Here is a 13,623-nt window from a genome sequence, read left to right on the forward strand (position 1 = left end):
TGCCCTACCGACCCGTCGCGCGATCGCCCGCGCCCCCGGTGCGCCCCACGTGCCCCTGCCGTGTCCGTCCGCCACCGTAGAATTCACGCGTGGCAGGACGGATCAACGACGAGGACGTGAAGGCGGTACGGGACGCGGTCCCGATCGACGCCGTGGTCTCCGAGTACCTCCAGCTGCGCAACGCGGGCGGCGGGAACCTCAAGGGCCTGTGCCCGTTCCATGACGAGAAGTCGCCGTCCTTCCAGGTCAGCCCCGCCAAGGGCCTCTTCCACTGCTTCGGCTGCCAGGAGGGCGGCGACACCATCACCTTCGTGATGAAGGTGGACCACCTCTCCTTCTCGGAGGCGGTGGAACGGCTCGCCGGGCAGGCCGGGATCACGCTGCGGTACGAGGAGGGCGGGTACAACCCGGCCCACCAGCGCGGCGAACGCATCCGGCTGGTCGAGGCGCACAAGCTCGCCGCGCAGTGGTACGCCGAGCAGCTGGCGAACAGCCCCGAGGCGGAGACCGGCCGGGTCTTCCTCGCCGAGCGCGGCTTCGACCAGGACGCGGCGCTGCACTTCGGCGTCGGCTACAGCCCCCAGGGCTGGGACCACCTCACCCGCTATCTGCGCGGCAAGGGCTTCAGCGACAAGGAGCTGGTCCTCTCCGGGCTCTCCCAGGAGGGCCGGCGCGGGCCCATCGACCGCTTCCGGGGCCGGCTGATGTGGCCGATCCGGGACATCGGCGGCGAGGTCGTCGGCTTCGGCGCGCGCAAGCTGTACGAGTCCGACAACGGCCCCAAGTACCTCAACACCCCCGAGACCGCGATCTACAAGAAGTCCCAGGTCCTGTACGGCATCGACCTGGCGAAGAAGGAGATCGCGAAGTCCAGCCGGGCGGTCGTGGTCGAGGGCTACACCGACGTCATGGCCTGCCATCTCGCCGGGGTGAAGACGGCCATCGCGACCTGCGGCACGGCCTTCGGCGGCGAGCACATCAAGATCCTGCGCCGGCTGCTCATGGACAACGGTTCGGCACGGGTGATCTTCACCTTCGACGGCGACGCGGCCGGGCAGAAGGCGGCGCTGCGGGCGTTCGAGGACGACCAGAAGTTCGCCGCCGAGACGTACATCGCCATCGCCCCGGACGGCATGGACCCCTGTGAGCTGCGGCTCGCCAAGGGGGACGACGCGGTCGTCGACCTGACCGAACCCCGCACCCCGCTGTTCGAGTTCGCGCTGCGGCAGATCGTCGGCCGGTACGACCTGGACACCTCGGGGGGCCGCGCCGCCGCCCTGGACGAGGCCGCGCCGATCGTGGCCCGCATCAAGAACAGCGGCGCGCAGCACGAGGTCGCGGTCGAACTCGCCGGTCTGCTCGGCATCCTGGACACGCAGTTCGTGGTGCGCCGGGTGGCCCAGCTGGCCCGCTGGGCGCGGGACCGGGGCGGCCGGGGCCCGCAGCAGGAACGCCCGCGCGGCGGTGAGCAGCAGTGGGCGGCGGCTCCGCGCGGCGCGAACTCCGGCCCCGCCCTCACCCTGCGCAACCCGGTGTACGCCGCCGAACGCGAGCTGCTCAAACTCGCCCTCCAGCGGCCCGAGTTGGTCTCCCCGGCCTTCGACGCGTACGGGGTGGACGAGTTCACCGCGCCGCCGTACGCCGCGGTACGCCAGACCATCGCGGAGGCGGGCGGCGCGGAGTTCGGGGTGAGCGACCCGCAGGAGTACCTGGTCCGGGTCCGCGAGGCGGCGCCGGACGACACCGTGCGCGCCATGGTCACCGAGTTGGCCGTCGAACCGATCCTGCGCCGCACCGTGGACGAGACCTACGCCGGCACCGTGCTGGTCCAGATCCGCCGCCGCGCGGTCGAACGCCGCATCCGCGACATCGAGTTCCAGATGACCCGCCTGTCCACCGGCGGCGACCCGAGCCAACTGGCCGCCGTCCAGAACGAGATGTGGATCCTCCAGCAGTACGACCAATCCCTGCGGGAACGGGGCGCGGCGGCGCTCTAGAGCCGCCCCCGGCGGGCCGCCGTCAGCAGCGGGTCACGAACCGGACGCAAAAAGTCACCGCACACCCCTCGTGGCGGCGATGTGTCTTCCCCCACACTGTGGGGGGTGCCGAGTCCGGCGTACATCCTGGAGGTCGCCCTCGTGCAGACCCAGACCCTCACCCCTGCCCCCAGCGGTACCGGTGCCGTCGCGGACGAGCCGGACGCGGAGCCGGACGTTCTCGTGGCGGTGCCACCCCAGGGGAGTGCCGCGCGGCACCCGGAGACCGGCGGGCCGTCCGCCGACCTGTTCCGGCAGTACCTGCGCGAGATCGGCCGCATCCCGCTGCTCACCGCCGCCGAGGAGGTCGAGCTCGCCCGCCGGGTGGAGGCCGGGCTGTTCGCCGAGGAGAAGCTCGGCAACACCCCGGACCTGGACGGAGACCTGGCGCACGACCTGGACCGTCTCGTGGTCATGGGGAGAGTGGCCAAGCGCAGGCTGATCGAGGCCAACCTGCGGCTCGTCGTCTCCGTCGCCAAGCGGTACGTCGGACGCGGCCTCACCATGCTCGACCTGGTGCAGGAGGGCAACCTCGGGCTGATCCGCGCCGTGGAGAAGTTCGACTACGCGCGCGGCTACAAGTTCTCCACGTACGCCACCTGGTGGATCCGCCAGGCCATGTCCCGCGCCCTCGCCGACCAGGCCCGCACCATCCGCGTCCCGGTCCATGTCGTGGAGCTGATCAACCGGGTCGTACGCGTGCAGCGCCGCATGCTCCAGGAGCGGGGGTACGAGCCGACGCCCGAGGAGGTCGCCGCCCATCTCGACCTCCCGCCCGAGCGGGTCGGCGAGGTGCTGCGGCTCGCCCAGGAACCCGTCTCGCTGCACGCCCCCGTCGGCGAGGAGGACGACGTGGCGCTCGGCGACCTCATCGAGGACGGCGACGCCGCGAGCCCCGTGGAGTCCGCCGCGTTTCTGCTGCTCAAGCAGCACCTGGACGCCGTGCTGTCCACGCTGGGCGAGCGCGAGCGCAAGGTCGTACAGCTGCGCTACGGCCTCCTCGACGGCCGCCCCCGCACCCTGGAGGAGATCGGCCGCCTCTTCGGCGTCACCCGCGAGCGGATACGCCAGATCGAGTCCAAGACCCTCAACAAGCTCAGGGACCACGCGTACGCGGACCAGTTGCGGGGCTACCTCGACTGAGCACGGGGGCCACCCGCGGGCGGCCCCCGGCCCGTCTAGTCGACCTCCGCCACCGCCTGCGCGAACTGCGCCTTGTACAGCCGGGCGTACGCTCCGTCCGCCGCCAACAGCTCGGCGTGCGCGCCCTGTTCGACGATGGAGCCGTTCTCCATGACGAGGATCGTGTCCGCGTCCCGGATGGTCGACAACCGGTGCGCGATCACGAACGACGTACGCCCGGCGGCGAGTTTCGCCATGCCCTTCTGGATCAGCACCTCGGTCCGCGTGTCCACGGAACTCGTCGCCTCGTCCAGCACCAGGATCACCGGGTCGGACAGGAACGCCCGCGCGATGGTGATGAGCTGCTTCTCACCGGCGCTCACCCCCGTGCCCTCGTCGTCGATCACGGTGTCGTAGCCCTCGGGCAGCGTCCGGATGAACCGGTCGGCGTGCGCGGCCCGCGCGGCCTCCTCGATCTCACCCCGCGTGACCTCCCGCGAGGCGCCGTACGCGATGTTCTCCGCGATGGTGCCGCCGAACAGCCAGGTGTCCTGGAGCACCATGCCGATCCCGGAGCGCAGCTCGTCGCGGGTCATCTTGCGCACGTCCACCCCGTCCAGGGTGATCTGGCCGCCGGAGACGTCGTAGAACCGCATCAGCAGGTTGACCAGCGTGGTCTTGCCCGCGCCCGTGGGGCCGACGATGGCCACCGTGTGGCCGGGCTCCACCGTGAGCGAGAGGTCCTCGATCAGCGGCTTCTCCGGCTCGTACCGGAAGGACACATGCTCCAGCCGCACCCGCCCGCGCAGCTCCGCGGGGCGCTCGCCCGGCACCGGGTCCGCCTCCTGCTCCTCCGCGTCCAGGAGTTCGAAGACCCGCTCGGCCGAGGCCACACCGGACTGCACCAGGTTCGCCATGGAGGCCACCTGCGTCAGCGGCATGGAGAACTGCCGCGAGTACTGGATGAACGCCTGCACGTCGCCGATGGACAGGGCGCCGGACGCGACCCGCAGCCCGCCGACCACCGCGACCAGCACATAGTTCAGGTTCGACACGAACATCATCAGCGGCTGCATCACGCCGCTGTTGAACTGCGCCTTGAACGCGGCCTCGTACAGCGCCTCGTTCTGCTCGGCGAACTGCTGCGCCGACTCCTGCTGCCGCCCGAACACCTTCACCAGCGTGTGCCCGGTGTACATCTCCTCCACGTGGGCGTTGAGCTTGCCCGTGGAGCGCCACTGCTGCACGAAGTGCGGCTGCGAACGCTTGCCGACCCGCGTGGCCACGAAGAACGACAGCGGCACCGTGACCAGCGCGACCAGCGCGAGGATCCAGGAGACCCAGAACATCATCGCCAGCACACCGACGATGGTCAGCACCGAGTTGATCAGCTGGCCCATCGACTGCTGGAGCGTCTGCCCGATGTTGTCGATGTCGTTGGTCGCCCGCGAGAGCACCTCACCGCGCTGGCGCTGGTCGAAGTACGACAGCGGCAGCCGCGACAGCTTCGCCTGCACGGACTCGCGCAGCCGGTACATCGTGCGGTTCACCGACCGGTTGACCAGCCGCGTCGCCACGGCCATCAGCAGCCCGGCGACCAAGAAGGTGGCCAGCGCGAGCAGCAGTACGTCACCGACCGCGCCGAAGTCGATGCCCTTGCCCGGCGTGAAGTCGGTGCTCTGGAGCATGTCCGCGATGGCGCCCTTGCCGTGCGCCCGCATCTGCTCCAGCACCTGCGCCTTGGTGGCCCCGGCGGGCATCTGCCGGCCGATGATGCCGGAGAAGACCAGGTCGGTGGCGCGGCCGAGGATCTTCGGGCCGATCACGTTGAGGGCCACGCTGACCACCACGCAGACCAGCAGGCCGTACACGGTGAGCCGTTCGGGCTTGAACTGGGCGATCAGGCGTTTGCCCGATCCCTTGAAGTCCATCGACCGCTGGTCGGGGCCGCCCCCGGCCATCATGCGTCCCATGGGCCCGGACATCAGGCGGCCTCCGCTTCCGTCAGCTGGGAGAGCACGATCTCCCGGTAGGTGTCGTTGCCCGCCATCAGCTCCTGGTGCCGGCCGGAGCCGACCACCCGGCCTTCGTCGAGGACGATGATCCGGTCGGCGTCCCGGATGGTCGCCACCCGCTGGGCGACGATGACGACGGTCGCCTCGGCGGTCTCCTCGGCCAGCGCCGCGCGCAGGGCCGCGTCGGTGGCGTAGTCGAGCGCGGAGAAGGAGTCGTCGAACAGGTAGATCTCCGGTCGCTGCACGAGGGTGCGCGCGATCGCGAGCCGCTGGCGCTGACCGCCCGACACATTGGTGCCGCCCTGGGCGATCGGCGCGTCCAGGCCGCCCTCCAGCCTGCTCACGAACTCCTTGGCCTGCGCCACCTCCAGCGCGTGCCACAGCTCCTCGTCGGTGGCGTCCGGATTGCCGTAGCGCAGATTCGTGGCGACGGTGCCCGCGAAGAGGTACGGCTTCTGCGGCACGAGTCCGACCGTCCGTGCCAGCAGTGCCGGATCGACCTCGCGGACGTCCACGCCGTTCACCAGGACCTCGCCCTCGGTGGCGTCGAACAGCCGCGGGACCAGCCCGAGCAGGGTCGACTTGCCGCTGCCGGTGGACCCGATCACGGCCGTGGTCTCGCCGGGCCTGGCCTCCAGCCGGACCGCGCGCAGCACCGGCTCCTCGGCCCCCGGATAGCGGAAGCCGGCCGCGCGGATCTCCAGATGCCCGTGCCGGCGCAGCTCGGTGACCGGCGCGAGCGGCGGCACCACGCTGGAGTCCGTCTCCAGGACCTCCTGGACGCGCTCGGCGCACACCTCGGCGCGCGGCACCATCATGAACATGAAGGTGGCCATCATCACGGACATCACGATCTGCATCAGATAGGCGAGGAACGCCGTCAGGTCGCCGATCTGCATCCCGCCGCTGTCGATGCGGTGCGCGCCGAACCACACCACCGCGATGGAGGACACGTTCACCACGGTCATCACCATCGGGAACATCAGCGACAGCAGCCGCCCGGTGGCCAGCTGCATCTCGGTCAGCTCGCCGTTGACCCGGCCGAAGCGGTCCTGCTCGTACTCGTCGCGGACGAAGGCGCGGATGACCCGGTTGCCGGTGATCTGCTCGCGCAGCACCCGGTTCACCCTGTCCACGCGGGTCTGCATGGTGCGGAACAGCGGCCGCAGCTTGCGCACGATCAGGGTCACGCAGACGGCCAGCACCGGCACGACCGCGATCAGCACCCCGGACAGCGGCACGTCCAGGCCGAGCGCCAGCACGATGCCGCCGACGCACATGATGGGCGCCGACACCATCAGCGTGAACGTCATCAGGACCAGCATCTGGATCTGCTGGACGTCGTTCGTCGTCCGCGTGATGAGCGAGGGCGCGCCGAAGTGACCCACCTCACGGGCGGAGAAGGACTGCACCCGGTCGAAGACGGCACCGCGCACGTCCCGGCCGAGCGCCGAGGCGGTACGGGCGCCCAGGTAGACGGCGCCGATGTTGCACACGACCTGCACCAGCGAGATGCCGATCATCAGGGCGCCGAAGGACAGGATGTAACCCGTGTCCCCCTTCACGACGCCGTTGTCGATGATGTGGGCGTTCAGGGTGGGCAGGTACAGGGTGGCGCAGGTCTGCAGGAACTGGAGCAGGACCTGAAGGGTTATGGGTTTCTTGTAGGGCCTGAGATAGGTCCGTAGAAGTCGTATGAGCACGCTACGTCTCTCGGAGTGGGCGGCAGGGGCAGGTCGGTCTGCCCTTGGCCCCTATCGTCCGACACTCCACCCGCGTTACCTCAACTGATTAACCCGACAGCGGATTCGCGTAGGGCCTTATGGGTGCTGGTTGTTACGGGGTGGTTTGAGGCGTTCTGTTCCTCTTGCTGCGCGTCCCTGGATTCGTGCCGCCTAGTGGAACGCGGCCGGGTGGGTCTGCTCCCGTACCGCCGTGAACTGCTGCCGCACCGCCTGCCCGGCGGCCAGTTCCTCGCCCGGCTCCAGGATCTGCGCCGCCGCGCCCTGCCAGGCCGGCGGGGTGCGCGGGTCCAGCGTGCCCTGCGAGACCCCGAGCGCCCAGGCCGCCTGCCGGGCCGCGCCGATCGCCGTGTAGTCCGCGGGCTGCGGTACGACGACCTGCGCGCCGAACAGCGAGGGCGCCGCGGCCTGCACGGCGGGCAGCTCGGCGGCCGGACCGAGCAGGAAGATCCGGCGCACCTCCACGCCCCGCCCGCGCAGCACGTCCAGCGCGTCGGCGAGCCCGCACAGCATGCCCTCGAACGCGGCCCGCGCCAGATGCTCCGGCTTCATCGACTCGCGCCGCAGCCCGGTCAGGGTGCCCGCCGCGTGCGGCAGGTTCGGGGTGCGCTCGCCCTCCAGGTAGGGGAGGAGGACGAGGCCGTGGGCGCCCGGTGTGGACTTCATCGCCAGCTCGGAGAGGGCGCCCAGGTCGGGCAGGCCGAGGAGTTCGGCGGTGCCGCGCAGGGTGCGCACGGCGTTCAGGGTGGTGACGACGGGCAGGTGCATGCCGGTGGCGTCGGCGAGCGAGGTGATCATCCCTGACTGGTCGGCCAGCGCCTGCGGGTGCACGGCCATCACCGAGCCGGAGGCGCCGAGGGACACCACCGCGTCCCCGAGCCCGATCCCGAGCCCGAACGCGGCCGCCATGGTCTCCCCGGTCCCGGCCGAGATCAGCAGCCCCTCCGGGGTCGTGCCGGCCGCCTCGGCGGGGCCGATCACCTCCGGCAGCATCGCCTGGTGGCCGAGCGCCAGGTCGACCAGGTCGGGGCGGTAGGTGCCGGTGGCCGCGGACCAGTACCCGGTGCCGGAGGCCCCGCCGCGGTCGGTGGTGCGCCGGGCCGGGCGGCCGAGCAACTGCCAGACCAGCCAGTCGTGGGCCTGGAGCAGGGCGGCGGTGCGCTGGGCGTTCTCGGGTTCGCTCCGGGCGAGCCAGCGCAGCTTGGTGACCGGCTGCGCGGCCCCCGGCACACAGCCGACGGCCTGCGCCCACGCCTCGCGGGAGCCGAGGGCGTCCACGAGGTCGGCGGCGGCGGCCTGCGCGCGCCGGTCACCGCCGACGAGGGCCGGGCGCACGGTGTTGCCCTGGGCGTCCAGGGGGATCAGCGCGTGCTGCTGGGCGGAGACGCCGATGGCCTGGACGCCCTCCAGCAGACCCCCGCCGGCGGCCTCCCCGAGGGAGAGCAGCCAGGCCTGGGGGTCCACGTCGCTCGGGCGGGTCCCCTCCGGCGCATCGACCGGATGGGGGGCGTACCCCTGCCTGAGCACGGCACCGGTGTCCGTGTCGCAGACCACGATGCGGGTGAAATCAGGTGAGCTGTCCAGACCGGCGACTATCCCCATGCGGAGAATATTGCCGTATGCGCGAGGCGCTAGGTGTTGCTGGTGCCCCAGTCGTCGCCCGCGGAGCCGCCCGAGGCGCGGTCCCGCAGCGAGCGCACCCGCTGGGCCACGGACGACGGCACATGGTCGCCGACCTTGTCGGAGACGGTGTGGACGGCCTTGCCGGCGTACGCGCGGCCCTGTTGGGCGGCGGTTTCGGCGGTGTTGCGGACGGCCGGGTTCTGGGCGAACTGACGAGCGGACTTCTTGATCTGCTCGTAGCGCTCGCGTCCGGCCCGTGTGCCGAGTACGTAACCGAGGGCCACTCCGGCGATGAACGTGAGCCGGTAGCGCATGGCTGCCACCCTTCCCGTGCGTAGGTCTGTGGTGCGACGCGGTGCCCGAGGGTACCGATTGGCGGAGCACCCCCCTGCTTGCGCTAATGTATGTGTCGCAGCGAGCGACCGCCCCCCGGCGAATACCCAGGGAGGGGCGTTCGATGCAATCGAGGCGATCCTCCGTAGCTCAATTGGCAGAGCAGCCGGCTGTTAACCGGCAGGTTACTGGTTCGAGTCCAGTCGGGGGAGCTTCGGTCCTCCGTAGCTCAATTGGCAGAGCAGCCGGCTGTTAACCGGCAGGTTACTGGTTCGAGTCCAGTCGGGGGAGCACGCTGAACGAGGGCCCCTCAGGGGTCCTTTTTCATGTCCGCGGGAACCGTCGCGCCTGCACCGATGTCCTCAAGGTCGTGAGCAGCGCGGAAGCCGACCATCCGAAGCAGGAGATCGTATGAGCGGCTATGCTGCGGCAGACGGCGCGCACACTTGTACGCGACACGCCGCTATGGGGCGGTAGCTCAGCCGGTTAGAGCAGCGGACTCATAATCCGTCGGCCGTGGGTTCGAGTCCCACCCGCCCCACCAGAGCAGAATCGATCGCCACCTGACCTCTCAGGAGCGACCCCCCGGCTGCCCCCTTTGGGGTGCGGGTGGGTTGGCGGGCTGCCAACTCCAGTCCGCAGTATGTCGCCATCAGGGAAGAGAAGTACTTCTGCTACGGGCCTTGCCAGGTCTCCGTGCACGGTGTGACCGGTGAGTGCCGGTTGCTCGGTGTCCAGGAGTCGATCGCGGTCGATCCGTTCGGCGAGCGCGGGTAAGTCCCGTACGGCGCACGGAGGTCGCCGCGTGGATCCGTGGCGGTCGCGGGGCTTGAAGTCGCTCTCCCGTGGGCACGGACCCCCTACCGATGTAGGCAGAGGGAGGCGTCATGGACCGTCGGATCCGGGTACGTGTCAGCCGGCGGCCCATCGCGCCGCGGGAGCAGGAGATCGATCGCAGGACGCCGTCGGGGCGCGTGCTGCCGTACTGAAGTCGCCCGCGCCTCAAGGGGCGTGGTGGGCCGCCGCCGTGCGCAGGGCGCGGCGCAGGGGTTCCGGTGGGGGCGGGCCGTCCGGTGCCGCGCTCGCGGTGATGGCGGCGGCGACGTGGTGGAGCTTGGTGTTGGAGTGCTGGGAGGCCTCGCGCAGGATCTCCCAGGCCTGGTCCGGTGTGCAGCCGTGGGCCGCCATCAGGACGCCGCGGGCCTGGTCGATCACCGGGCGGGAATCCAGGGCGTGCCGGAGCTGGGCTATCTCCAGGCGCAGCAGGTCGAGTTGCTCGGCGCGTTCGCGGGCGACCGCGGAGGCGGTGCGGACCGAGGGGTCCGGCGCGGCGGTCGCACGGGTGCGCAGCGGGTCCCGCGTGTCCAGGCCGACCAGTTCCAGGACGCGCCGCGGCTGGCCCCGCCAACCGCGGGTGGTGACCCGTACGCCGTGCCGCCGGCCGTACTCGCTCAGCAGGTCGAGACAGGCCAGGCCCGTCGTGTCCAGGAACGACACCCCGGCCAGGTCCAGTTCGACCGCGGTGATGTCCGGCGGCAGGGCGGCCAGCGTGTCGCCGAGGGTGCCGGTGCCGCCGTGGACCAGTTCGCCGCGGGCCGTCAGCAGGGCGCGGCGGCCCTCCTGGCAGGTGTCGATCACCAGCGCGGCCAGTCCCACGGTGTGAGCTGCGAGTCCCGCTGAGGTCATGTCTCCCCTCCCGCTCGGTCCCAAGGGCGCCACGCGCTCGCCTGCCCTGCGTGCGGGCGCCTACACCCCCTGTGGTCGAAACAGCGGCCGGAACAGCGCGCGGGCGTGGTCCGTGTCGCCGGGAAGCGAGGTGTCTCGTGAGCGGTGAGCCCCCCGCGCACCCCGCTGCCCCCTGGCAGGGGGACACCTGTACCTCTGAAGGTCGGTCAGGACTGGACGGCCGGCTTCAGGACGGTCTGGCACCACTGGCGGAAGTCGGTGGCGGCGGCGGAGGCCGGGTCGCGGGGTTCGGCGTCGTAGATGCCGTGGTTCTGCGCGTCGACCATGGCCGCCATGTCGCGGGCCAGCGAAGGGCTCGCGCCGTGCTGCACCAGCCGGGCCCGGAAGTCCGCGAGCGGCACCTGCTGGTAGCGCACGGTACGGCCCAGGGTCTCGGAGATGATCCCGGCCATGGCGTCGGGCGTCAGGTTGTCGGGGCCGACCAGGGGAACGCGGGCCTGACCGCTCCAGGCGGTGTCCAGCAGGAGGGCTGCCGCCGTGGCGGCCACGTCGCGGGTGGCGACGGTCGGCAACGGCCGGTCCGCGGCGTTCGCCAGGGAGAACACGCCCTGCTGTGCGATCGACTGGGTCTGGCGAAGGATGTTCTCCATGAAGAACGGCAGGGCGAGGGCCCGGTACTGCACACCGGCGCTCTCGATCAGCTCGTCCATGTCGAGCGCGGCCGACAGAAGCCCCGCCTCGCCCCGGTACCCGTGCCCCAGGGAAGTGACGTGCACGATCCGCACGCCCCGGCTCGCGGCTTCGCGGGCCGCGGCCCGGCTGAAGTCCGCGTAGTAGTCGCCGGCGGGACCGGCGTCCCGGAAGCCGGCCGGGGGCACGAGCCAGAACAGGCGGTCGGCGCCCTCCAGCGCCTTCGCGATCGTGGCGGTGCCGGCGTGTGAGCCCTCCACCACCTCCGCCCGCGTGCGCACCTGCTCCGGGAGGCGGGAGGGATCGCGGGCGATGACCCGGATGGCCTCGCCGCTGTCCAGGACGCGGTCCAGGACCTGCCGGCCGATGTCACCGGTCGGCGTGGTAATGACGATCACGAGTGCCTCCATGCGATCACGAATGCCTCCATCCAGGGCGGTCGACGGCGGCCCCACGGGGCGTACCGGGCGGTCGCTCTCCAGTGAACTCGGCGCAACGCCGCAGGTGAAGGACCACCTCGGTCGCGATTGATACCCTGGAGATATGAATGACCTGGAGGTGCGGCAGCTCCGCTACTTCGTCGCGGTGGCGGAGGAACTGCACTTCGGGCGTGCCGCCGTCCGGCTGGGGATGGCGCAGCCCCCTCTGTCCCGTACGATCCGGGACCTCGAACGACAGCTCGGTGTGGCGCTGTTCGAGCGGACCACCCGGCAGGTGAGACTCACCGGCGCCGGAGAGGTCCTGCTGCGCGACGCCAGAACCGCCCTGGAGGCGGTGACCGCCGCCGCCCACCGGGCTCGGCACGCGGGCAGTGCGTCGCCGCGGCTGCGGATCGCGCTCAAGGCCGACATCGACGGTGGCCTGCTGCCGCAGATCCTGGACGCCTACCGCAGCGACCCCGCCGCCCTGCCCCCCGAACTGGTCCTCGGAGGATTCGGCGATCAACCCCGCGCACTGCGCGCCGGCCTTGCCGACGTCGCACTCGTGCTCCGCCCCATGGACGACCGCGGGCTGGACAGTGAGCCGCTGCTGACCGAGCCGGTCCTGGTCGCCATGGCGGCCACCGACCCGCTGGCCGCCCGTACCGAGCTGTGCCTGGCGGACCTGGCCGGCCGGAAGCTCCCCGGCGGCGCGCCGGCCGACACCGGCCGGACCACGCCGTCCCCGCCTCGGGGGGCGGCGAGAACAGCCTCCAACTTGTCGGAGATCTTCAGCCTCGTCGAGACCGGAGGCATCGTGTTCTTCGCGCCCGCCTCGGTCGCCCGGCACAACCCGCGCCCCGGCGTCGCCTACCGGCCGGTCGGCGACCTGCCGGACTGCACACTGGCCGTCGCCTGGCCCCGAGAAGCCCGCTCTCCGGCCGTCGCCGCCTTCGTACGCGCCGCTTGCGCGATCGCAGCCGCCCACCGGGCACAAGCGGAGACCCATACGGCGGAGCACGACCGCCCGAGCACCGCTCGCTCCAGCTAGCGAATGAGCCCGATCCCCGTCAGGACCACCGCCCCCGCCACCAGCCGCAGCCGTCCGAACGGCTCCCGGAACAGCAGGGTGGCGATCACCGCGGCGACCAGGATGCCGGTCTCGCGCAGGGCGGCGACCGCGGCGACCTCGCCGTGTGCCTGCGCCCAGACGACCAGGCCGTACGCCGTCATGGACAGCACACCGCCCAGCAGCCCGGTGCCGAGGACCGGGCGCACCCGGTCGAGCAGCCCGCCGCGGCGCCGGGCCAGTGCGATCGCGGGGATGACCGGGCCCTGGAGCAGAAAGAGCCAGGCGGTGTAGGCGAGGGCGTCGGGTGTATGCCGTACGCCCATGCTGTCGACCAGGGTGTACGACGCGATGATCGTCCCCGAGCCGAGCGCGGCGCCGAGGGCGGGAAGCTGGGCGCGCCGGATGCGGCCGGAGGCGAGGGCCAGGGCGGCGAGGCCCCCGGAGACCAGCAGCACCCCCGCCCCCTGGAGCGCGGTGAGCGTGCCGCCGAGCAGGGTCACCGAGGCGATGGCCACGAGCAGCGGGGCGACGCCGCGGGCCAGCGGGTACATCTGCCCGAAGTCGCCCAGCTCGTAGGCGCGCAGCAGGAACAGCTGCGAGGTGACCTGGAGCGCGGCCGAGGCCGCGAGGAACGGCCAGGCGCCCGCCGGGGGCAGCGGCGTGAGGCAGACCAGGACGGCCGCGCACCCGGTGCAGGCCACGCTGATCAGCGTGAATCCGATGAGTTTGTCCGGTATCCGGTGGGCGATCGAGTTCCAGACGGCGTGCAGCACCGCGGCCGTGAGGACGGCGGCGAGCACGGGCGCGGACATGGTTCCTGGCATGGCGGAGCGACTCCTGGCGGGGCGGTGCGAGCGGGAGGCGGAGGGCCGGGACTGCGATGGT

Annotated in this window: 10 protein-coding genes and 3 tRNA genes; 6 read left to right on the top strand and 7 right to left on the bottom strand. The window is 71.5% G+C overall.

The features are described from left to right. Window positions 1-89: 89 nt before the first annotated feature. Together dnaG and ACZ7EC_RS06885 are read left to right on the top strand one after the other, a co-directional pair. Window positions 90-1,997, top strand: a complete 1,908-nt coding sequence (gene dnaG / locus ACZ7EC_RS06880) for a DNA primase (protein WP_471058918.1) — start codon at window positions 90-92, stop codon at window positions 1,995-1,997. A 105-nt stretch (window positions 1,998-2,102) separates the two neighbouring features. Continuing rightward, entirely contained in the window at window positions 2,103-3,179 is a 1,077-nt protein-coding gene (locus ACZ7EC_RS06885) for an RNA polymerase sigma factor (protein WP_471058920.1), read from the top strand. Between the two features lie 35 nt (window positions 3,180-3,214). Here ACZ7EC_RS06885 and ACZ7EC_RS06890 read toward each other — a convergent pair whose 3' ends face one another. From ACZ7EC_RS06890 to ACZ7EC_RS06905, 4 genes are all read right to left on the bottom strand, one after another. Next, window positions 3,215-5,143 carry an ABC transporter ATP-binding protein gene (locus ACZ7EC_RS06890; protein ID WP_471058922.1) on the bottom strand — a complete coding sequence of 643 codons (1,929 nt, stop codon included), beginning with the start codon at window positions 5,141-5,143 and terminating at the stop codon, window positions 3,215-3,217. Next, the gene (locus ACZ7EC_RS06895; RefSeq protein ID WP_471058924.1) at window positions 5,143-6,876 is read right to left on the bottom strand and encodes an ABC transporter ATP-binding protein; all 1,734 of its coding nucleotides are present in this window, start codon (window positions 6,874-6,876) and stop codon (window positions 5,143-5,145) included. The genes ACZ7EC_RS06890 and ACZ7EC_RS06895 overlap by 1 nt, the downstream gene beginning before the upstream one ends. Window positions 6,877-7,068: 192 nt before the next feature. After that, the gene (locus ACZ7EC_RS06900) at window positions 7,069-8,517 is read right to left on the bottom strand and encodes a xylulokinase (RefSeq protein ID WP_471058926.1); all 1,449 of its coding nucleotides are present in this window, start codon (window positions 8,515-8,517) and stop codon (window positions 7,069-7,071) included. Between the two features lie 29 nt (window positions 8,518-8,546). Further along, window positions 8,547-8,852, bottom strand: a complete 306-nt coding sequence (locus tag ACZ7EC_RS06905) for a YtxH domain-containing protein (protein WP_471058928.1) — start codon at window positions 8,850-8,852, stop codon at window positions 8,547-8,549. 158 nt (window positions 8,853-9,010) lie between these two features. Between ACZ7EC_RS06905 and ACZ7EC_RS06910 the strand changes: the two genes are divergently transcribed. The 3 genes from ACZ7EC_RS06910 to ACZ7EC_RS06920 all read left to right on the top strand — a co-directional run bounded on the left by ACZ7EC_RS06910 (window position 9,011) and on the right by ACZ7EC_RS06920 (window position 9,415). Then, window positions 9,011-9,083: transfer RNA gene (locus ACZ7EC_RS06910), tRNA-Asn, on the top strand. Window positions 9,084-9,089: 6 nt separating this feature from the next. After that, window positions 9,090-9,162 (top strand) — tRNA-Asn (locus ACZ7EC_RS06915). 176 nt (window positions 9,163-9,338) lie between these two features. Beyond that, window positions 9,339-9,415 (top strand) — tRNA-Ile (locus tag ACZ7EC_RS06920). Between the two features lie 458 nt (window positions 9,416-9,873). On the opposite strand, the gene ACZ7EC_RS06925 is transcribed toward ACZ7EC_RS06920, so the two are convergent. Together ACZ7EC_RS06925 and ACZ7EC_RS06930 are read right to left on the bottom strand one after the other, a co-directional pair. Next, complete coding sequence (locus tag ACZ7EC_RS06925) at window positions 9,874-10,557, bottom strand: ANTAR domain-containing response regulator (RefSeq protein ID WP_471058930.1); 684 nt, start codon at window positions 10,555-10,557, stop codon at window positions 9,874-9,876. A 206-nt stretch (window positions 10,558-10,763) separates the two neighbouring features. After that, window positions 10,764-11,645: an NmrA family NAD(P)-binding protein gene (locus tag ACZ7EC_RS06930; protein WP_471058932.1), complete on the bottom strand. Its 882-nt coding sequence runs from the start codon at window positions 11,643-11,645 to the stop codon at window positions 10,764-10,766. A 145-nt stretch (window positions 11,646-11,790) separates the two neighbouring features. On the opposite strand from ACZ7EC_RS06930, the gene ACZ7EC_RS06935 reads away from it, so the two are divergent. Beyond that, window positions 11,791-12,717, top strand: coding sequence for a LysR family transcriptional regulator (locus ACZ7EC_RS06935; RefSeq protein ID WP_471058934.1), 927 nt, complete (start codon window positions 11,791-11,793; stop codon window positions 12,715-12,717). Here ACZ7EC_RS06935 and ACZ7EC_RS06940 read toward each other — a convergent pair. Beyond that, window positions 12,714-13,562 (bottom strand): EamA family transporter, encoded by an 849-nt coding sequence (locus ACZ7EC_RS06940; protein WP_471058936.1) that lies wholly within the window; start codon window positions 13,560-13,562, stop codon window positions 12,714-12,716. The two genes, ACZ7EC_RS06935 and ACZ7EC_RS06940, sit on opposite strands and share 4 nt — an antisense overlap. Between the last annotated feature and the right edge of the window lie 61 nt (window positions 13,563-13,623).

The organism is Streptomyces sp. NPDC037203 (assembly GCF_055605065.1).